The organism is Mesorhizobium sp. M8A.F.Ca.ET.057.01.1.1 (genome assembly GCF_003952565.1).
Lineage (GTDB): Bacteria > Pseudomonadota > Alphaproteobacteria > Rhizobiales > Rhizobiaceae > Mesorhizobium.
Window position 1 is genome coordinate 6,462,921 of the sequence record NZ_CP034454.1, and the last position, 20,450, is coordinate 6,483,370.

At 64.5% G+C, this 20,450-nt stretch carries 19 protein-coding genes; 9 read left to right on the forward strand and 10 right to left on the reverse strand.

What is annotated here, in order from left to right; translation table 11 throughout:
• Positions 1-41: 41 nt before the first annotated feature.
• Entirely contained in the window at positions 42-1,145 is a 1,104-nt protein-coding gene (locus EJ077_RS30705; RefSeq protein ID WP_208698708.1) for a saccharopine dehydrogenase family protein, read from the reverse strand.
• A 121-nt stretch (positions 1,146-1,266) separates the two neighbouring features.
• Between EJ077_RS30705 and EJ077_RS30710 the strand changes: the two genes are divergently transcribed.
• Positions 1,267-1,695 carry an Lrp/AsnC family transcriptional regulator gene (locus tag EJ077_RS30710; protein WP_208698710.1) on the forward strand — a complete coding sequence of 143 codons (429 nt, stop codon included), beginning with the start codon at positions 1,267-1,269 and terminating at the stop codon, positions 1,693-1,695.
• Positions 1,696-2,105: 410 nt separating this feature from the next.
• Here EJ077_RS30710 and EJ077_RS30715 read toward each other — a convergent pair whose 3' ends face one another.
• The 4 genes from EJ077_RS30715 to EJ077_RS30730 form a co-directional block, all read right to left on the reverse strand.
• Positions 2,106-3,476 carry a HAMP domain-containing sensor histidine kinase gene (locus tag EJ077_RS30715; protein WP_208698712.1) on the reverse strand — a complete coding sequence of 457 codons (1,371 nt, stop codon included), beginning with the start codon at positions 3,474-3,476 and terminating at the stop codon, positions 2,106-2,108.
• 47 nt (positions 3,477-3,523) lie between these two features.
• Positions 3,524-4,207, reverse strand: coding sequence for a winged helix-turn-helix domain-containing protein (locus EJ077_RS30720; RefSeq protein ID WP_208698714.1), 684 nt, complete (start codon positions 4,205-4,207; stop codon positions 3,524-3,526).
• Between the two features lie 104 nt (positions 4,208-4,311).
• Complete coding sequence (locus EJ077_RS30725; RefSeq protein ID WP_208698716.1) at positions 4,312-5,106, reverse strand: hypothetical protein; 795 nt, start codon at positions 5,104-5,106, stop codon at positions 4,312-4,314.
• Between the two features lie 139 nt (positions 5,107-5,245).
• Positions 5,246-5,503 carry a hypothetical protein gene (locus EJ077_RS30730; RefSeq protein ID WP_208698718.1) on the reverse strand — a complete coding sequence of 86 codons (258 nt, stop codon included), beginning with the start codon at positions 5,501-5,503 and terminating at the stop codon, positions 5,246-5,248.
• A 246-nt stretch (positions 5,504-5,749) separates the two neighbouring features.
• Here EJ077_RS30730 and EJ077_RS30735 point away from each other — a divergent pair, with 246 nt between their 5' ends.
• Positions 5,750-6,385, forward strand: coding sequence for a methyltransferase family protein (locus EJ077_RS30735; RefSeq protein WP_208698720.1), 636 nt, complete (start codon positions 5,750-5,752; stop codon positions 6,383-6,385).
• 4 nt (positions 6,386-6,389) lie between these two features.
• On the opposite strand, the gene EJ077_RS30740 is transcribed toward EJ077_RS30735, so the two are convergent.
• Positions 6,390-6,875 carry a hypothetical protein gene (locus EJ077_RS30740; protein WP_208698721.1) on the reverse strand — a complete coding sequence of 162 codons (486 nt, stop codon included), beginning with the start codon at positions 6,873-6,875 and terminating at the stop codon, positions 6,390-6,392.
• A gap of 220 nt (positions 6,876-7,095) precedes the next feature.
• Between EJ077_RS30740 and EJ077_RS30745 the strand changes: the two genes are divergently transcribed.
• Together EJ077_RS30745 and EJ077_RS30750 are read left to right on the forward strand one after the other, a co-directional pair.
• Positions 7,096-7,461 (forward strand): RidA family protein, encoded by a 366-nt coding sequence (locus EJ077_RS30745; RefSeq protein ID WP_208698723.1) that lies wholly within the window; start codon positions 7,096-7,098, stop codon positions 7,459-7,461.
• 30 nt (positions 7,462-7,491) lie between these two features.
• Positions 7,492-8,727, forward strand: coding sequence for an amidohydrolase/deacetylase family metallohydrolase (locus tag EJ077_RS30750; RefSeq protein ID WP_208698725.1), 1,236 nt, complete (start codon positions 7,492-7,494; stop codon positions 8,725-8,727).
• A 192-nt stretch (positions 8,728-8,919) separates the two neighbouring features.
• Here EJ077_RS30750 and EJ077_RS30755 read toward each other — a convergent pair whose 3' ends face one another.
• On the reverse strand, positions 8,920-10,710 hold the full coding sequence (locus tag EJ077_RS30755) for an NAD(P)/FAD-dependent oxidoreductase (protein ID WP_208698727.1): 1,791 nt from the start codon (positions 10,708-10,710) through the stop codon (positions 8,920-8,922).
• Positions 10,711-10,883: 173 nt separating this feature from the next.
• A complete protein-coding gene (locus tag EJ077_RS30760; RefSeq protein WP_208698729.1) occupies positions 10,884-11,822 on the reverse strand; it encodes a MurR/RpiR family transcriptional regulator in 939 nt (312 codons plus the stop codon).
• Positions 11,823-12,135: 313 nt separating this feature from the next.
• On the opposite strand from EJ077_RS30760, the gene EJ077_RS30765 reads away from it, so the two are divergent.
• The 5 genes from EJ077_RS30765 (at position 12,136) to EJ077_RS30785 (ending at position 18,135) form a co-directional block, all read left to right on the forward strand.
• On the forward strand, positions 12,136-12,963 hold the full coding sequence (locus tag EJ077_RS30765; protein ID WP_127872735.1) for an ABC transporter ATP-binding protein: 828 nt from the start codon (positions 12,136-12,138) through the stop codon (positions 12,961-12,963).
• Entirely contained in the window at positions 12,960-13,802 is an 843-nt protein-coding gene (locus EJ077_RS30770; protein WP_208698731.1) for an ABC transporter permease, read from the forward strand. The genes EJ077_RS30765 and EJ077_RS30770 overlap by 4 nt, the downstream gene beginning before the upstream one ends.
• Before the next feature lie 65 nt (positions 13,803-13,867).
• The gene (locus EJ077_RS30775) at positions 13,868-15,031 is read left to right on the forward strand and encodes an ABC transporter substrate-binding protein (protein WP_208698733.1); all 1,164 of its coding nucleotides are present in this window, start codon (positions 13,868-13,870) and stop codon (positions 15,029-15,031) included.
• A gap of 260 nt (positions 15,032-15,291) precedes the next feature.
• The gene (locus EJ077_RS30780; protein WP_208698735.1) at positions 15,292-16,380 is read left to right on the forward strand and encodes a Gfo/Idh/MocA family protein; all 1,089 of its coding nucleotides are present in this window, start codon (positions 15,292-15,294) and stop codon (positions 16,378-16,380) included.
• 312 nt (positions 16,381-16,692) lie between these two features.
• A complete protein-coding gene (locus EJ077_RS30785; protein WP_208698738.1) occupies positions 16,693-18,135 on the forward strand; it encodes an amidase in 1,443 nt (480 codons plus the stop codon).
• 145 nt (positions 18,136-18,280) lie between these two features.
• Here EJ077_RS30785 and EJ077_RS30790 read toward each other — a convergent pair whose 3' ends face one another.
• Complete coding sequence (locus tag EJ077_RS30790) at positions 18,281-19,525, reverse strand: M24 family metallopeptidase (RefSeq protein ID WP_208698740.1); 1,245 nt, start codon at positions 19,523-19,525, stop codon at positions 18,281-18,283.
• A 232-nt stretch (positions 19,526-19,757) separates the two neighbouring features.
• Complete coding sequence (locus EJ077_RS30795; RefSeq protein ID WP_208698742.1) at positions 19,758-20,324, reverse strand: invasion associated locus B family protein; 567 nt, start codon at positions 20,322-20,324, stop codon at positions 19,758-19,760.
• Between the last annotated feature and the right edge of the window lie 126 nt (positions 20,325-20,450).

A 20,450-nucleotide genomic window follows, 5' to 3' on the forward strand; every position in this document is an offset into this window, starting at 1 on the left:
CCTTCTCCCACAGGGGGAGAAGGGAGAAAGGCTGGCGCTCTTCACCCCGCCAGCCGGCTTACCATATCGTGCTGGGCATAGGCGCGGCCGAAGCGGTTGGCGAGGAAGGCGTCGAGCGCGATCTCCTCCTGCTTGACGAAGCCGGTCGCCGGCAGCGAGCCGTCGGCCAGCATGTCGAGCACGGCGCAGATTCCGGAAGCCGTGGTGATCTGGATGGCGCTGCGTATCGTCTGGCCGACGCGCCTGGAATAGATCTTGTTGGCGTAGGTCTCCTGCAGCAGACGGCCGTTCTTGCGGCCGGAGACGGTGACGAAGACGATGACCACGTCCTGCAGCGTCGCCGGCAAAGCACTTTCGAAAATGTCCTTCAACACGTCGCGGCGATGGCGCAGGCCGAGATCGTTGAGCAGCGCCTTCATGATCGCGGCGTGGCCGGGATAGCGGATGGTGCGGTAGTTCAGCGTGCGCACCTTGCCCTTCAGCGTCTCGGCCAAGGTGCCGAGCCCGCCGGAGGTGTTGAAGGCCTCGTAGGTGACGCCGTCGAGCGAGAACTCCTCGCGCTCTTCCAGCGGCGGCACTTCGACCAGTTCGCCTTGGACGATTGCCTCGCAGGGTTCGCAATATTCGTTGATGACGCCGTCGGTGCTCCAGGTCAGATTGTAGTTCAGCGCGTTGGACGGGTATTGCGGCAGCGCGCCGACGCGCATGCGCACGCTTTCCAGCGTGTCGAAGCGGCTGGCGAGATCGTTGGCGACGATCGAGATGAAGCCTGGCGCCAGCCCGCATTGCGGGATGAAGGCACTCTTGGCGGAACGGGCCAGCTCCTTGACCCGCCTGGTCGAGACGACATCCTCGGTGAGGTCGAGATAATGCACGCCGGCGCTGGCCGCCGCCTCGGCGATGCGCGTGGTGAGATGGAAGGGGGCGGCGCTCAGCACCGCGAACTTGCCGGCGAGCGCCGCTTCAAGCGCACCGACCGCCGCGATGTCGAGTTCGAGCGTCTCGACGCCGGCGGGCACTTCGGCAGCAGAGAGCTGTGCCGCAGAGCGATCGACCAAGGTGACCTGGTAGTCACCCGTTTCAGCAAGCATTTCGGCGATGGTCGAGCCGATCTTGCCGGCTCCGACGATAACGATTTTGTTCATGGTCAAATTCCCCTGCGATGCGCGTTTATCGGGACCATCGCAGCTTGCCTGTCGAAAGGAAGCGTGGAATCCTGCAAAGTGAACCCTATCTCTAGTCGATTTGCCGAGAGGATTCGTCGAAATGCTCAGTGATGCCGAACAGGCCCTGCTTTCGCTGCTGCGCGCCAACGCGCGCGCCTCGACGGCCGAACTGGCGCGGCAGCTCGGCGTGTCGCGCACGACGGTGCAAAGCCGGATCGAGCGGCTGGAACAGCGCGGCATCATCACCGGCTATGGCGTCAGGCTGTCGCCAGACTATGAGCAGGGGCTGGTCAGGGCGCATGTGCTGCTCACCGTCACGCCCAAGCTCGCCGACAAAGTGGTGCGCGCCCTGCAGGCGCTGCCGCCGGTCAGGACGCTGCACTCCGTCAGCGGCAATTTCGACATGATCGTCATTGTCGACGCGCCATCGATCCGCGACCTCGACACGCTGCTCGACCAGATCGGCGCCATGGACGGGGTCGAGCGGACGTCGTCGTCGATCATCCTGTCGACGCGAATCGACAGGTGAGTACTCAGGGCTCGGGCTCCTCGCTCCCGCCAGAGGCGCTAAGCATGCGCACATTTCCAGCGGCTGGTCTTTGGCGATAGCGTGCATGGCAGCTTGGCGCATGCATTGTCCTATGCTGCGCTGGTCGACCCCCACTCCGTCTCGGCTTCGCCGAGCCACCTCTCCCCCGATCGACGGGGGAGAGGAAAGGCGCCAGGCCTTTTTAGCCGTCAACGCGCGTCCAGCAACGCTCCCTTCCTTTCCCTCCGGAGGGGGAAAGGTGGCGCTGCGAAGCAGCGACGGATTGGGGGAACCACGTGGCAATCAAGCCTCGGGGCCGATCACGCCAGTCACAGAAGATGTGTTCATAGCGTAGCCAAAGCGGGGGCGAGGAACCCAAGCTGGATTGGCCAGCACCGGCAATTTGTCGGCTAAGCCGTAGCTACGGGAAAACTCACCACCACGGCAAGGCCCGGCTTACGGTCCTCAAGCGCGATGGTCGCGCCGTGCAGATCGGCGATGGCCCGGACAAGGCTGAGGCCAAGGCCGCTGCCTGGCGTCGACCGGCTGTGGTCCAGCCGGTAGAGCCGCTGAAACACCTTTTCGCGCTCGCCGGCGGGAATGCCTGGGCCGTTGTCGGCAACGCTGGCAAGGACGCGGTCACCCCGACGCGTCACCGCCAGTTCGATCGAGGTGCCGGGCGGGCAATGGCGCAGCGTGTTCTCCACCAGATTGGCGACCATTTGCGTCAGCAGTTCGCGATCGCCCTGGATCCGGTCCGGCGTCTCCTCCAGACGCGGCGGCGACAGCGATTTGCCGTCGTCGTCGGCCACATCGGTGTAGATCTCGGCGATGGTCCGCAGGATCTCGCCGAGATCGACATCGGTGAAGCGCGCCTTGCGCGCGCCGGCCTCGATCTGGGCGATCCGCAACAGCGCATCGAAAGTCTCGTTGATCTGGTGGCCTTCGGAACGCGCGTCGGCCAGATCGTCGGAGACGTCCTGGCGCCGCGCGGCCTTGTCGGCGGCGCTCTCCAGGATCATCTGCAGCCGGTTGAGCGGCGTCTTCAAATCGTGCGCGATGTCGGCGCTGACCTGCTTCATGCCTTCGACCAGCGCCGACAGGCGATCGAGCGCGGCGTTGACCTGGCTGGAGACGATGTCGATGTCGTCATCCTTGCCGGTCAGCGGAATGCGGGTATCCAGCCGGCCATGCGAGACATCGACCATCGTGGCGGCAATGCCGTCGAGACGGCGCTGGACGCGCGAGGCGAGGAGGGCGCCGCCGGTGACGGCCAGGCCGGTGATGATCAGGGTCGCCCAGCCGAAGCTCATCAGCATGATCGTTTCCAGCTCCTCCGTCTCGGAGAGGCTGAAGGCGATGGTCAAGGTGTTGGCGCCGACCGAACCGGAATAGGCGCGGTATTCGGTGTCCGGGGGTAGGCCGGGCATCTCGGCGCCGAACATCGAGAAACCGTCGGGAAGCCCCGCCGCGGTGAAGTTGCCCGCTATGCGGTTGCCGGCCGCGTCGGTCAGCGAAAACAGCTGCTCTTTCCTCGTGCTGCGGATCGAATGGCTCTGGACGGTCTCCACCAGCTCCTTGAGATCGTTGTCGGCATAGGTCGCGGCGATGACGGAATAGGTTTCCTTGATGGCGTCGTCGAGCTGCTCGGCAAGGTCGGCGCTCATCATATGGTAGACGATGGCGCCCGCCAGCACGAAGGCCAGCATGAACAGGAAGGCGAACGTCAGGGCAAGCCGGAACGGCGTGCTGCGCAGCAGGCGGGTCCAGGTGGCGGTCATCTGAAGTTCGCGGTCATGGGAAAGTCGCGGTCATCGGGATGTCGCGATCACTGGGAGAGCGGCACGTGCAGGCTATAGCCGGTGTTGCGGATGGTATGGATGAGCTGGGTTTCGAACGGCTTGTCGACTTTGGCCCGCAACCGGCTGATATGGGTCTCCACGACACTGGTCTTGGGATCGAAATGAAAATCCCAGACGCGCTCCAGAAGCATGGTGCGGGTGATGACGCGGCCCTCGCCGCGCATCAGCACCTCGAGCAAGCTGAACTCCCTCGGCTGCAGGTCGATCGGCTGGCCCTGCCTGACGACGCGCCGCATGATGAGGTCCATCTCCAGGTCGGCAACCTTCAACACCGTCTTCTGCTCCTGCGCCGCCGGACGCCGGCCGAGCGCATTGATGCGGGCGAGCAGCTCGGAAAAGGCGAAGGGCTTGACCAGATAGTCGTCGCCGCCAGCCTCGAGGCCCTCGACGCGGTCGTCGATGCCGCCGACGGAGGTGAGGAAGATCGCCGGCGTGCGCACGCCTGCGGCGCGGACCGCCTTGACCATCGACAGGCCGTCGAGGCCGGGGATCATGCGGTCGGCGATGATCACGTCGTAGCCGCCGCTGGTCGCCGCGAAAAGCGCGTCATGACCGTCGCGCAAGAGGTCGCAGACATGGCCGGCCTCGGTCAGGCCCCTGACGACGTAATCGGCCGTCCTTTGGTCGTCCTCGACAAGAAGAAGTCGCATCGCTGTTCCGGTTGATTGCCGATGTCGGGGGCAGGCTATCACCGGCACCGGTTCGTTCCTAGGACCGCGGTGAAGCTGACCGGGCCCGCGCGCTCACCCCAGCTTCATTCCGACTCCAGCAGCATCTCGTCGAGCTCGTCGGCCTTTTTCCTGAGCGTCATGTAGAGGACAAGGGCGACGATGCAACCGAGGAAGCTCAGGCTGGTGAAGGTGGTGCCAAAGCCGAGGCCGCCATATTCCATCGGCTGCGACAGCAGATCGCCGAAGGAGGCGCCAAGCGGCCGCGTCAGGATGTAGGCGAGCCAGAAGGCCAGGATGCCGTCCAGACGGAGCAGGTAGTAGGCAAGCGCGATGAGCGCGATCACGCCGCCGAACAGCAGGCCGGTGGTGAGGTAGCCCATGTCGAAGGTCTCGGCGACCAGATCGCCGGCGGCGGTGCCGAGCGAGAAGGTGAAGAGGATCGCCAGCCAGTAGAAGATCTCGCGCCTGGTGGTGAAGATGGTGTGGATCGACAGCGTTCGCTCGCTCGCGTACCAGACCGCGAACGTCGCTGCGAGCACGACGCTGAAAGCAATCGTGGTCGTTTCGAGACGCACGCCGAAATTGTCGACGAGGTTGTCGGTTACCAGCGTGCCGACGACGCTGATCAGCACCACCGCCAGCCAGTAGGCCCAGGGCACGTAGCGCTTCTGCGCGAACTGGGCGACAAGGGCGACGATCAGGACGCCGGTCATGATCAGCGAGGTGACGGTCAGCCCAAGACCGAGGTTGACGGCGAGATAGTCGGCCGCCGTCTCGCCCATGGTCACCGCCATCAGCTTGATCAACCAGAAATCGACGGTGACGTCCGGAACCCTGTTTTGGGCCGGGTCGGCAAGCTGCTTGTTGGTCGGGGGCATGGCTGAGGTCCTGAGGTTGATGGTTACGGCGGATGGAGGCGCATCGCGAGGGATTCATGCGATCCGCCCCCTATTTCATGCATGTCATCTCATCGCTGCGCGCCCTCGGATGAGGCCCGGGGTACCTTGAGCGACAGGATTACTTGCCCATGATTTTCATGGCCTGGGCGAAGAAGTCGTCCGCGCGCTTGTCGTCGTCGGCATTGCAGCGCTCGATGCCCTTGGTCTCCAGTTCCGAGACCTTGTTCTTGTCGGCATCGTTGAGCTTGGCCGTGGCCTCCGCCGCGCGCAGCGTCTTCAGCGTTTCCTCGCAGGGCGCCGTGGCCGCGAAGACGGAGGAAACCGGTCCGGAGGCGGCGAGGGTGGCCAGTGCGATGGCAAGTGCAAATCTTCTCATGAAACCATTTCCTATCTCTGATGTAATCGGAGGTGGCCCTAAATGGCGGGCCGGCACTCCAACGATAGGGATGTGACTTCTCTTCAGCCTGTCTGGCGGCATACAAATTCGTAAGGATCGCCGTGGCTGGCGCAAAAGGCCTTTACGAAAGCCTCGCGGTGCGCTGATAGAGGGCGGGCGCCTTGTATCCGCCATCAATGGCGTGCCCCAGTGGCCGGGCTCGCACGAGCGCCCCAGGAAACACGAATGACCTACGCCTCCCTCAAGCCGGTTTCGAAGGCTTTCGTCCAGCGCAAGCGGCTGATTTTCATCCGCGTCGCGGCGGCGCTGGCGGTGCTGCTCCTGTTCCTGACCAAACCGGCGCTCAGCGAAGGCTCGGACGGGCATGAAACGCTCGAACTGGTCGGCTTCTGCCTGGTGCTGATCTGCGTCGCCGGCCGGCTGTGGAGCATCCTCTATGTCGGCGGCAAGAAGAATGAGGAGCTGGTTTCGACGGGACCGTTCTCGATGAGCCAGAACCCGCTCTACTTTTTCTCCACCGTCGGCGCGGTCGGTATCGGCCTGCTTTACGGCTCGCTGGTGGCTGCTGGTGCCCTTGGCGTTGCCAGTTTCCTCATCTTCCGCGTCACGGCGCGCAAGGAAGCCGAATATCTGCTGGGCAAGTTCGGCGCGGCCTATACAGCCTATATCAAGGCGACGCCCCGGTTCTGGCCGAACCCGCTGCTCTACCGCGACAATGACGAGCTGCAGTTCTCGACGCGCGCGCTGCGGCGCACCTTCTTCGACGGGCTCTATTTCCTCGCCATCTTCCCGGCCATCGAGCTGATCGAGTATTTGCGGGAAACGGGCATGCTGTTCCCGGCCTTCGTCACGCTTTACTGATCGGCTAGCCGCCCAGCGGATAGGGCATGTAGCCGACGAAGCCGGCTATCTTCCAGCTCGCACCGACTCTCCGGCAGAAATACAGCGTCTGCCATTTCAGCCGGTCGACGCTGCCATCCGCCTTGGCGACGCTGCCGTCGAACTTCTTGTGCAGCACGGCGCGGTCGCCGTCGACATCGATGTCGCGCAGATTGGTGACGCGAAACAGCGCCTCGCGCAGCGGCTCGGCGAATTTGGTCGCCGCCGTCTCCTTGGCCTGGCGCAGCCACTCGTCGCGATAGATTTCCAGCCTGGGGAATTGCAGCCGCCAGGCATCCGCGTTGGCCAGGAAATGCGCGTGCATCCCGAAGAAGCTTTCGGCGACGAAGTCGTTCTCGACCATGGACCAGTCCTGGCCGATGAAGGCGTCGATGTCGCGCCGCACCAGCATCTCCCACAGCGCGTGGCGGTCGGCGTCGCCTGAAGGAAACGGGTTGTTGTCGAAGGTCATCGTCGGGTCTCCGGTCTTGCAAGGTCGTCTGTCCGTCGTGGCGTCGAGCCCGTCCGGCAAGTCCGCACGATGCAAGCGCTTGTGTAATAAAGCAACATGGATTTCGAAGAATGTTGCTTTCCAACAAGAGCCTCTATCGGGATCGGTCCGATCGCGGTAAATCTCGTTCCAAAGCGGGCACCGTCTCGGTGCCTCGCCGCGTCATCGGAGGAGCCATCCCTTGCCCAAGCAGACTTTTGGAACGTCCCACGTGCCGCTGTCGCCCGCCGTGCGGGCCGGCGATTTCATCTTTGTCTCGGGCCAGGTTCCGGTCGGCGGCGACGGTATCGTGGTCAAGGGTGGCATCACGGAACAGACCGAGCAGGTGCTCGCCAACGTCAAGGCCGCGCTGGCGCTGGCCGGCTGCACGATGGACGACGTGGTCAAGACGACCGTCTGGCTGGAGGACGCGCGCGACTTCGGCGCCTTCAACGCGGTCTATGCCAGGCATTTCCCCAAAAATCCGCCGGCCCGCACCACGGTCGAATCGCGGCTGATGATCGACATCAAGATCGAAGTCGAGGCCGTCGCGTACAGGCCGGCCTGAAAGACGAAGTAACAAGGCGGAGGCATCTCCATGCAATTCGACCTCCTGCTGAAGGGCGGACGGCTGATCGATCCGGCGTCCGGCATCGACGCGCCGCGCGATGTCGCCATCGCCAATGGCCGCGTCGCCGCGGTCGACGCCGACATCCCCGTGACCAGCGCCGCGCAGGTCGTCGATGCGACCGGGTGCATCGTGGCGCCCGGCCTCGTCGACCTGCACAGCCACGTCTATTGGGGCGGCACCTCGCTCGGCGTCGATGCCGACCGGCTCGCCGCGAAAAGCGGAACCACCACCTTCATCGATGCCGGCAGTGCGGGTGCGGGCAATTTTCTCGGCTTCCGCCGCCATGTCATGGAGCGCTCGAAGGTGCGCATCCTGGCCTATGTCAACATTTCCTTTGCCGGCATTTTCGGCTTCTCGCAGACGGTGTCGGTCGGCGAATGCAGCGATCTCCGGCTTTGCGAACCACGCGAGGTGGTGGCTGCCGCGCGCGAGCACGCCGATGTCGTGGTCGGCGTCAAGGTCCGCTCCGGCAAGCATGCCGGCGGCACCAGCGGCATCGCGCCGGTGGATCTGGCGCTGGAGGCCGCCGACAAAGCCGGATTGCCGCTGATGGCGCATATAGACGAGCCGCCGCCCGGCCGCTCCGAAGTGCTGCCGCGCCTGCGCCGGGGCGACATCCTCACCCATTGCTTCCGGCCGTTCCCCAACGCGCCGGTGTTCGCCTCCGGCATGGTGCGGCCCGACATGCGGCTGGCGCGCGAGCGCGGCGTCATCTTCGATCTCGGCCATGGCATGGGCTCGTTCGACTTCGACGTCGCCCGCGCCATGCTCGCCGAAGGGCTGGCGCCCGACGTCATTTCGAGCGACGTGCATCTCTACTGCGTCGACGGGCCGGCCTTCGACATATTGGTGTGCATGTCGAAGCTGATGGCGCTCGGCATGCCGCTGGTCGAGGTCTTGCGCGCGGCGACGCAAGCGCCGGCGCGGGCGATCGCGCGGCCGGACCTCGGCACGCTGGCGGTCGGCAGCGTCGGCGACGTCGCCGTGCTGCGGCAACGCTCAGGCCGCTTCACCTTCGTCGACGCGGTCGGCGCCTCGCTGGTCGCCGACGAGCGGCTGGTCTGCGAAGGCATCGTCATCGGTGGCACCTGGTGGCCGAACGAAGCGGCGAACGACCTTGGGGAGACCGAGCGTTTCGAAGCGCATGCGCGACATACGCATGTCGAGGTGGCGGCCCGGCATTTCGGGCACCGGCATGAATGATCAGCCAATCTCCCCCTCGTGGGGGAGATGCCCGGCAGGGCAGAGGGGGGCGCGAAGGAACGCAAACCCTGGCCATCCTGCGACCTGCAAAGAACCTGTGCCAAGCGCAATTGCAATCGGCTGAGAGGCCGGCGGGACAGCGCCCCCCTCTGGCCTGCCGGCCATCTCCCCACGAGGGGGAGATCAGCAGCTTCACTGCCTAGCGTTACTAGGCTTGCCATAAACCGGCGTATCGATCCCTTCCATCCGCGCCTTGATCTGCAGGGCTACGTACTTCGAATAAAACCGCGAAAGCGCTAGATTTCCGCCATGGAACCACAGCGCTTCCTGTGCGGTCGGTTTCCACATGTTGCGCAATTCGCCTTGCCAGGGGCCGGGGTCGCCCTTGACGCCCGAGCCTAAGCCCCAGCAGGGACCGACCTTGTCGGCGACCTCGCGCGAGACAAGCGCCGCCACATTCTCGTTCATCGACTGGTAGCCGGTGCAGGCGACGATGGCGTCGGCCTCGAGTTCGCTGCCGTCCTCGAACAGGATGCCGTTCGCTGTCAGCGATTTTATCGCGACGCCGCTGCGGATGCCGACCTTGCCGTCGATGATCAGGTCAGAGGCGCCGACATCGATGTAATAGCCGGAGCCGGTGCGGTAGGCCTTCATCAGCAGGCCGGTCTCGTCGTCGCCGAAATCCAGCGCGAAGCCGGAGGCGGCGAGGCGCTCGTAGAAAGCGGCGTCGCGCGCGCGGATGACGTCGTAGAGCGCGCGCTGGCCCTTGGGCACCAGCGCGAACGGCGTCGAAGCGACGATCATGTCGGCCTTTTCCGTGGTGATGCCGCGCGCCAGCGCGTCCTCCGAGAAGATCTCGAAGCCGACCTGCATCAGCGTGTCCGACTTGACCACCGTGGTCGGCGAGCGCTGGACCATGGTGACGTCGGCGCCGCTCTCCCAGAGGTCGACGCAGACGTCGTGCCCGGAGCTGGCCGCGCCGATGACGGCGACCTTTTTGCCGCGGAATTTCCCGCCGCTGGCATATTGGCTGGAATGCAACAGCTCGCCCTTGAATTGGTCCGCGCCGGGCAGCTCGATCTTGCGCGGCGGACCATAGGCGCCGGTGGCAAAGACGATGTGCTTCGGCTTCAGCGTGATCTGACGGCCGACACGATCGACCACCACGGTCCATTCCTTCTCCGCCTCGTCATAGCTGGCGCTGAGGCACTTGGTGGCGACCCAGTAATTCAGCTCCATGACGCGCGTGTACATTTCCAGCCAGTCGCCCATCTTGTCCTTGGGCGTGAAGACGGGCCAGTTGTCGGGGAACGGAATGTAGGGCAGATGGTCGTACCAGACCGGGTCATGCAGCACGAGGGTGCGATAGCGGTTGCGCCAGGAATCGCCGGGCCTTGCGTTCTTCTCGATAACGATGGTGGGCACGCCGAGCTGCCGCAGCCGCGCGCCGAGCATGATGCCGCCCTGGCCGCCGCCGATGACCAGGCAATAGGGTTGCGCCGAGACGCCGAGCTCGCGCGTCTCGCGCGCTCGCGCCTCCGACCAGGTTTCGCGTTCCGGGTCGGCCTTATGGCGCACGCCGAGCGGCCGCGCCGGTCCCTTGCGCTCCTCAAACCCCCTGAGGTCGGTCATCGCCGTGAACAGGGTGCGGCAGCGCCCATCGCGCAGCCGCATGATGCCTTGTCCCGACGCCACAGCGGTTTCGAAGGTGAACCAGGCCTCGATGGTGCCTTCATCCGAGGTCGCTTCGCCGGAAAGCTGCCATCCGGTCGGCCTGGTCGTTGCCAAAGTCGACTTCAGCATGCCGGCGATGGCCTCGCGGCCTTCCATGGTGGTGACGTTCCAGGTGAAGGTCAGCAGGTCGCGCCAGTAGCAGTCGTCGACGAACAGGTTGCTTGCGGCCGACACGTCGCCGGCTTCGAGCGCCCGCGCCAGGGATGCGAGCCACGCGGCCGCCTGTTTGGATGGTGACATTTCGAGCATTTCTTCCCTCTTTCTTCTTCCTTCTCCCCTTGTGGGAGAAGGTGGATCGGCGCGCAGCGCTGAGACGGATGAGGGGTGCGCCACGGGGTGCTATCCTTGCCAAGCTGGAACACCCCTCATCCGTCGCCTTCGGCGACACCTTCTCCCACAAGGGGAGAAGGAAGAACGCCTCATCAATCTCCGAGCGGCTCCATTTCCTTGCCCGTGCGGTGGATCTGGGCGTTGTATTTGATGCGGCGGACCGTCTCGCGGGCCGAGCCGTCGAGTTTGTAGGCCGATGCGACCGCCAAAAGGTCGATCATTGCCAGGAAGGCATAGCGCGAGGCGGTCGGCTTCAGCGTGTCGGGATATTCGGGCACGGCGACCGTCAGCCTGACGTCGCAGGCACAGGCGAGCTCGGTATCGGGCGCAGTCACGGCGATCGCGTTGGCACGGTAGTGTTTGGCCAGTTCGACGGCGTCGATCACTTCGCGGGTTCGCCCGGTCGCGGAGATGGCGATCACCAGGTCGCTGGGCTTCAGCGTCGACGCGGTCATGCGCATCAGGTAGGGGTCGCATTGGGCGCTGATCGAGATGCCATAGCGAAACAGCCGGTACTGCGTCTCCTGCGCCAGCGCCGAAGAGCTGCCGCCGAGCCCGAACACGGTGACCTGGCGGGCCCGGGCGATCAGCTCGGCCGCCTTTTCCAGCTCACCCGGATCGAGCTGCCGCTCGGCCTCCTGCAGTGCCCGCCGCGCTTCGCCGAACACGGCGTTCCAGAACGGCATGCCGGTGTCGCCCTCCCTGGCCGGCGACGTGTCCAGATAGAGCGCGCCGACGACGAGGCTCTGTGCCAGCTTCAGCTTGAAGTCGCGCACGCCCTCGCAGCCGATGGCGCGGCAGAAACGTGTCACCGTCGGCTCGCTGACGCCGGCGCGCTGGGCCAGCGCCGCGTTGGAGGCGTCGACCGCGTATTTGACATTTTCGAGCACGACATCGGCGACGCGGCGTTCGGCCGGGCGCAATTCCGCGTAGGAATCCTTGACGAGCGAGATGATGTCGGGAATGCGCCGGACGGGCTCGCCCCCGGCTCCTTCTTCGTCCACGATCGGATGGCTGGCAGCTTCGGTCATGAAGGCGGTCTTCCCTAACCCGTTTTCGACCTGACCTCTTATCATGTTTGCACGCCGTCGTTCCATGCGCCCGGCACTGTTGCAGCCAATGCGTGCCGCAAGACTGCACCGCGTGCGCCTATCTAACTATGTAGGAAAGCAACAAGGATTTCAAGGCAAAGAAAACGTTGCAAAAACAATCAGATAACCTACATCTACGATTTTGATGATACGCTTACCACCACCGGCGCTTGACAGCAAAGTAGGATAGTTACACACTGATTTCTGGCAGTCTGATGACCTATTGGATCATCACGCAATCTCCGAGGGGCGGATGAACGCGGGCGAAGCAACAACGCCGAAGCTTGGCGTGCAGGCAGCGACCAAGATCTATCACACGGCGTCCGGCGACCTCCTGGCGCTGGACCGCTGCAGTCTCGACGTCAGGGCCAATGAAATCGTCTCGATCGTCGGCCCGTCGGGTTGCGGCAAGACCACGCTGCTGTGGTCGATGTCGGGCCTGCACCGCTTGACCAGCGGCGAGATCCGGCTCGATGGCAAGGCGATCACCGGCCCACATCCCGATATCGGCATCGTCTTCCAGGAAGCCAACCTTCTGCCGTGGCGCAATCTCGACGCCAACATCCGCTTTCCCTTCGAGATCAAGGGCGAAAAACCCGACCGCGCCTGGATCGCGCACCTCCTGAACCGCGTCGGCCTCGATGGTTTCGGCGGCAAGTTCCCGCGCGAGCTTTCGGGCGGCATGCAGCAGCGCGCGGCGATCGTGCGGGCGCTGGCACTGAAGCCTTCGGTGCTGCTGATGGACGAGCCGTTCGGCGCGCTCGACAGTTTTACCCGCGAGGAGATGAACCGGCTCGTCGAGGAGATCTGGCTCGACACCAAGACCACCATCGTCTTCATCACCCACTCGATCGAGGAAGCGATTTTTCTCTCCGACCGCGTGGTCGTGCTGAGCGCGCGGCCGGGCAAAGTCGCCAAGGAATATCGCGTGCCGTTCGCGCGGCCGCGTTCGCTGGAGATCATGGCGACGAAGGAAGTCTTCGACCTCACCAACCGGATCAAGATGGACATTGTCGGTGAGCGCACCAGGCCGAAGGCGCCGGAACGCCCGAGCGCCGAGATCGTGAGGATCAGGCCGTGAGCGACGCCATCCCGGAATTCTCCAAGTCGAAATCAGGTGATGGGCAAGACGTCAGCCTGACCAACCTCTCGGCCTTCGCCAGCGGCCCCGGCATCAAGTCCGGGAAAGAGGTGGCGGCTATCGTCGCCGTCGCCGTCTTCATCATCGGTGGCATTGAACTGGCGCTGCGGCTGTTTCATGTGCCGCTCTACATCATGCCGCCGCCGAGTTCGATCGCCTATGCGCTGTTCGACGAGTTTCCGCTGATCGCGCCGCATCTCGGCTACACGCTGGTCGAGCTGGTGTCGGGCTTTGCCATAGGCGCGGTGATCGGGCTGGTGCTGGCCGCCGTCATCACCCAGTTCCCCTTCGCGGAAAAGATCGTCGCGCCCTACATATTGCTGCTGGTCACCACGCCGATGCTGGCGCTGGTGCCGCTTCTGATCCTGCGCTTCGGTTTCGGCTACACGCCGCGCATCATCGCGGTGGCGCTGGCCGCCGGACCGATGGTGATGATCAACGCCGCCACCGGCTTTCGCCGCGTCGACAGCGCCAAGATCGCGCTGGCACGGTCCTACGGCGCCAGCACATTGCAGATCTTCTGGAAGATCCGCGCGCCGATGGCGCTGCCGATGATCCTGGTCGGGCTGATGATCGGCGCCATCTTCGGCCTGCTCACCGCGGTCGGCGCCGAGATGGTTGGCGGCGGCTTCGGCCTCGGCAACCGGCTCACCACCTATTCGTCGATGATCCAGATGCCACAATTCTTCGCCGTGGTGCTGATCCTGTCGATGCTCGGCATCCTGATCTACGTGCTGTTCTTCCTCATCGGCAAGAAATGGGCGAGCTGGGAGGCTTGAGCAGAGGGCAATGACCGCGCCCCGGAGGCGGGCGACTGACCAACATCAACAAAAAGGGGAATGCCATGACCAACGACAATTTCATCCACCAGGCGGGAATGAGCCGCCGTACCTTCCTGCAGGTCACCGGCGCCGGATTGGTGACGGCGACCGCGCTCGGCGCGTCGGGCCTCAAGGCCAAAGCCGAGGCCTATGGAAAATTCACCTGGATCTCGCCGCGCGGCACGCTCGAAGTGCTCGACGATTATCCCTACTGGGCGGCCAAGAAGGCCGGCTATTTCGACGGGCTCGACACCGACATGCAGCCGGGACCGTCCGACGGCACGGCAACCGTAAAGTTCGTCGATGTCGGCCAGGCCGACATGGGCTTTCCCTCGCCCGGCGTGTTCTCCTTCGCCATCCAGAACGGCATGAAGCTGAAGTCGGTGTTCCACATGGGCGCGCGCGACACGTTCTCCATCGCCTTCCGCAAGGGCGAGGGCTCGAATGACCTGAAGAAGCTCGAAGGCAAGACTATCCTGCTCGGTTCCGCCGCCTGGCAGTCGATCACCGATCCGCTGCTGGCCGCGCAAGGCGTCGACATCAAGAAGGTCAAATATGTCGAGGCCGGCTGGCCGACCTGGGGAACCGCGCTGGCCGGCGGCCAGGGCGACGCGGCGCTGTCATGGGAAGGCTTGCGCGCCGAATGGATCGCCAAGGGCCTCGACTTCGAATACTGGCTCGGCGTGAAGAACTCCAAGCTGCCGGCGAACACCTTCGTCGTGCGCGCCGCCGATCTTGCCGATCCCGACAAGAAGGCGTTCCTGGAAAAGTACCTGCGCGGCTGGGCGATGGGCCTGGAGTTCGGTTATCAAAATCCGCGCGCGGCGGTCGAAGCGGTGTTCGAGCAGTTCCCGACGCTGGCCAAGAATCTCGGGCCGGAACTCGGCACCACGTCGATCCTGCAGCAGATCAACGTCTTCCGTGGCGACATGGACAAGCGTGGCGGCTGGGGTTCGCACGACATGGCGAGCTGGCAGGGCTTCTTCGACGAGATCCACAAGATCGGCCAGATCACCAACCCGGTGAAGGCCGAGGATGTCTGCACCAACGATCTCATTCCCGCGGCCAACGGCTTCGACAAGGCCAAGGTCAAGGCCGATGCCGACGGCGTCAAACTGTCGGAAGGCTTCGCCGCGCTCGATGTCGAGAAGATCAAAGCGCATCTGTTCGATTCGGCGGTCAAGTAGCACCGGCAATTGCCGAAGTCGGCGCCGCCCCTCACCTGCCTGCCGGCATCCTCTCCCCGTAACGGGGAGAGGGGCGCTCGCGTCGATGATTTCGCCAATCGCTAACGTTGCGGCCAGCTACTTTCTCCCCGTCACTATACGGGGAGAAATGCCCGGCAGGGCAATGAGGGGCGGCGCCAACCTGGCGTGATTTGCTCTGGACGAAGCAACAAGGGCGGCAGCGCGCCGCGCACGATTCAATCAGGAACTGGGAGGCTGATGTGGCCGACAAGGTAAATGTGCTGGTGGTGGGTCTGGGCAATATGGGTGCGTCGCATGCCAGCGCCTATCACCGCTCGGAGGGTTTTCAGATCGTCGGCATCATGAGCCGCTCGATCAAGAGCAACACCAAGATCCCGGCCGAACTTGCCGGCTATCCGCTCTACGAGGATTTCGACCTGGCGCTGAAGGAGACCACGCCCGACGCCGTCTCGATCAACAGCTGGCCCAACACGCATGCCGAATACGCGCTGAAGGCGATCGCGGCCAATTGCCATGTGTTCATGGAAAAGCCGCTCGCCACCAATATCGGGGATGCCGAGAAGGTGGTGGCCGCCGCGCGGGCGAAAAACCGCAAGCTGGTGCTCGGCTATATCCTGCGCGTCCATCCCTCGTGGATCAAGTTCATCGAGGTCGGCAAGACGCTCGGCAAGCCGCTGGTGATGCGGCTCAACCTCAACCAGCAAAGCAGCGGCAGCGCCTGGCACTGGCACAAGAACCTGATCGATTCGCTGATCCCGATCGTCGATTGCGGCGTGCATTATGTCGACGTCATGTGCCAGTTGACCGGCGCGAAGCCGGTCCGCGTGCACGGCATCGGCGCCAAATTGTGGGCAGAGGCCGACAAGCAGAATTACGGCCATCTCCACGTCACCTTCGATGACGGCTCGGTCGGCTGGTACGAGGCCGGCTGGGGGCCGATGATGAGCGAGACGGCCTATTTCGTGAAGGACGTCGTCGGGCCGAAGGGTGCGGTGTCGATCGTCGCCGGGCAAGCCGCCAGCACCGCCTCCGAGGCTGAAGTGTCGAACTCCGCCGACATCGATCGCCACACCAAGACCGATGCGCTGAAGATCCACTATGCCGCGGTCGACGGCGACAAGAATTTCAAGAAACCGGACGAGATCGTCAGCATGGAAGACGAGCCCGGCCATCAGGAATTGTGCGACCGCGAGCAGGCCTTCTTCCTGAGCGCCATTCGTGAGGACCTCGATCTGACCGAGCAGATGAACGCGGCGGTCAACAGCTTGCGCATCGTGCTCGCGGCGGAACAGAGCATCGAGCTGGGGCGGACGGTCGAGCTGGGCTGAAGTGGTGCTGCCTCATCCGGCAGCTTGGCGCATGCATTGTGTTGCGCTGGTCGACCCCCACTCCGTCTCGGCTTCGCCGAGCCACCTCTCCCCGATCGACGGGGTAGAGGAAAGGCGCCCAAGCTTTTGCCGCCAACGCTTCTCACGCCAGGCTCCCTTCCTTTCCCTCCGGAGGGGGGAAAGGTGGCGCTGCGAAGCAGCGACGGATTCGGGGAACCACGTAGCAGTCAGCTCGCAGGCTGATCAGTCATGCCAGTCGAAGCGGAGGCTGGGTGAGGTTAGTCTCTCAGCGCGATAAAAAAGGAGCAATACATGGCCGCCGTCACCGACAGTCTGCTGAAAACCTATGCCGAATCAGACGCGCTCGATCTGGCCGGGCTGGTGCGTGGCGGCCAGGTTTCGCCGGCGGAGCTGGTCGAGGCGGCGATCACACTGGTCGAGCGGTTGAATCCGGCGCTTAACGCGGTCATCCACCGCCTCTACGACATGTCGCGCGCCCAGGCGCGGACAGTCGACACATCGGCACCCTTTGCCGGCGTACCATTCCTGCTCAAGGAACTGGCCTCGTCCTGGAAAGGCGCGCCGAACACCAATTCCTGCCTCTACCTGAAAGACGTCGTCGCCGACTTCGACACCGAAGTCGTTCGCCGCATGAAGGCGGCGGGACTGGTGCTGGTCGGCAAGTCGAACGCGCCCGAAAACGGCTGGTCGATCACGACGGAGCCAAAACTCTACGGCACGACGAAGAACCCGTGGAAGGAAGGCATCACGCCGGGCGGCTCGAGCGGCGGCGCGGCGGCGGCCATCGCCTCGCGCATGGTCCCGATCGCGGAAGCCAGCGACGGCGCCGGCTCGATCCGCATTCCCGCCTCCTGCTGCGGCATTGTGGGTCTGAAGCCCTCGCGTGGGCGTGTCAGCCTCGCGCCATTCGGCGACTATTGGTATGGCGGCGCCTATTTTCTCTGCTGCTCGCGCACGGTGCGCGACACGGCGGCCTATCTCGACGCCGTCGCCGGCACGTTGCCCGGCGAGCCCTATACGCCGCCGGTGCCGGATGCGTCCTGGCTCAGCCTGTCGGGGAGCGCGGCGAAGAGATTGCGCATCGGCTTCACCGTCACGCCGCCCAATGGCACGGCGATGGATCCGGAGGTGAAGGCTGCGGTGCTGGCGACCGTGGCGGCGCTGGAGCGGCTTGGCCATGATGTCGAGGAGCACGACATGCCGCTTGATGCCAACGGCGTGTGGACGACCTACACCAACATGACCTGCGTGCAGACGGCCGCAACCTTCGACTATCTCGAAACGGTGATCGGCCGGCCGGCAACGCCCGGCGATGTCGAGCCGGTGACCTGGGCGATCATCGAGCGCGGCCGCGCGACGAGCGGTGTCAGACATATTTCCGATGTCGAGCAGCTCAGGCAGGTCGGCCGCGACATCGTCGGCGATCTCAACGCCTACGACCTCTTCATCACGCCGACACTGACCCAGCTGCCGCGTCCGTTCGGCTACTACGACATGTCGGAGACCGACATCGACCGCTACAACGCCAAATGGACGGACGCCGTCTTTGCCTTCCCTTTCAACATCTCCGGCCAGCCGGCGATCTCGCTGCCGCTCGGATGGTCGAAAGGCGGCGCGCCGATCGGCGTGCAGCTGGTCGGCCGCTATGGCGACGAGGCGACGGTGCTGGCGGCATCGGCGCAGCTGGAACAGGAGATGCCCTGGAAGGACAGGCGGCCACCGGTGAGCGGTTAGGATGCGCTGAGCGGAAGGTTTGACTGCTCGCGGCAGAACCCTTCCAGTCGTCATCCAGGGGTCTCCGCGACGGCGCTTCGCTCCTGCTCCGCCCGTGGATGACGAAGGTGGAGCGGCCCCGGCTAATCTCTGGAGTGAAGCCCCACTACCCAATCATCTCCAGCCGCCTCGGCAGCCGGTTCATGGCGACAGGTCCCTCCGGGGTGATCAGGAACTGGTCCTCGAGATTGAAGCTGGCGAGGCCGTCGATGTAGAGCGGGATCTCGAAGGCCAGCACCATGCCGGGCTCGATCACGGTATCGCTGCTGGCCGCGATGAACGGCCATTGTTCGGAAAAAACCGACTGGCCGACGCCGTGGCCGAAATGGCCGCGGCGGTAGGAGCGCAGGCCTTGCCGTGCCAGGCTGTCGGTGGCGACGCGATGCACATGGGCGAGCGTGTTTCCGGGGACAAGCTCGGCCAGGCCATCCTCAAAGGCGCGCTCGGCGATAGCGTGCAGTTCTGCCTGATCGGCGGAAGGCGGGCCGAAGGTGAAGTTGCGCGACATGTCGGAGGCGTAGCCACCGACCGTGCAGACCATGTCGCATTTCAGCGGATCGCCAGCCACGGCCCTCGCGTCCGCGCCCTTGGCCCGGGCACCCAGCGTCACATATTCGGCCGTGATGACCGGATGCGAAAGCCCGGCCGCCGCCGTGGCGACGCCTTGCCGGTAGAGCGCGACGAGGTCGCCCTGGCGCATGCCGGCCATGGCATCGACCTGCAGCCGCTCCAGGCCGGCCTCGGACAGGAGGATGCCTTGCCGCAGGAGGTCGATCTCGCGCTGCGACTTGACGGCGCGCAGCCGGTCCAGCACGGGTGAACCGTCGACAACAGGGCAATCCGGCAGCAGCGCCTGGATGACGGCAAAATCGGCGGCGGCAATGAAGTCGAGGTCGAGGCCGAGCGTGGCGCGCCCCAGCCCGAAATCGAGGAGAATGGCTTGCAGCTGGCGCACCGCGCCGGCGAGGTCGAAGGTCGCGGGACGCGAGAAATCCGGCGCGCGGTCGAGCGAAGCCAGGCCGGCCTCGATGCGTGCCGCCAGAGGAAGGCTGTGAGGCCCTGTCTCGACCGGCGCGGATTCGATCCAGATCGGGTGCGAACGGACAACCATTTCGGGCGCGGCGGTTCGCAGCTGCGCCGCGTTGAAGTCCGCAACCACGACGCCGATGGGCAGGTCCTGACGTGCGGGGATGACGACGAAGCCGGCGCCAGCGCGCCGAAACAGGCCGGCCGGGCCGATCGACGCGCCGGTCGCATAATGGAAGGCCTCGGGCGCGCAGAGCACCAGCGCCGCGATGCCGGCGCGTTGCATCAAATGCGTCGCGCGCTGGCGGTCGACAAAGCGCGTCATGACATTTCTCCATATGCCCGATCCGGCAACGGAGCATTGCGGCTGCCGACAATCAAGTGCGTTGCTTGCCGATGAAGGTCTGCGTGCGCCTCTCAATTTCGTCATCCTCGGGTCTGCGCCGCGTCGCTGCGCACCTTGCTCCGCCCGTGGATGACGAAGTCAGGGGTGGCGCCCACCAATCTCAGGGCCACTAGATCCATGGACGCAGCCAACCCATCCAAACGCGCGGCGACTACTTGGTCGTCTCCAGCTTGGTGAGCGCGGCGGTGAAGCCGGCCAGCGATACCGGGATGGTGACCGGCTTGCGGGTGACGGATTCCATGCCGATGTTCAGATTGGTTCCCGATTTCATCGCCTTGACGAGGTCAGGCGGCAGCGGGGTGGCGGCATAGGCGCCGTTCTGGTCGCTGGTCTGGATGGCGATGGTCGTCTTTTGCCCCTGGTCGACCTGATAGCTGGCGCCGGACGGCAGGAACAGGCCGTGCGGCAAAGCGAGCAGCATGGCGAGGCTGCCATTGGCATTGTCGCGGCGCACCGTCACGGTGAGCACGCGCTGCCCTGTCTTGGCTTCGGTCAGGTTCTGCGACAGCTGGCATTGAAGCTCGGTGTTCGCCGAGCCGCTGGAGCAGTTCACCGCCCAGGGATTGGCGTCGGCCGTCTTTGACTGGGCCGGTTGGGGCTGGGCCGGCTTGGTCGCGTCCTCGGCAAGTACGGGTCCGGCGACCGACAGGATGAGCCACAGAATACCAATACCTAGGGCGAAGCCTGAAATATTAGCTCTAGCTAAAGCAAATGCCATATTCCTTGTGCTCCGGCTGGTATTCCCGCAGTACGGCTTGATACAACACTCCAACCCGGCCTGGAAGCCGCGAGTCCAGCGAAGCAAGCCGGCAAATTTACTGTGTCCATATTGCCACAGGGAAGA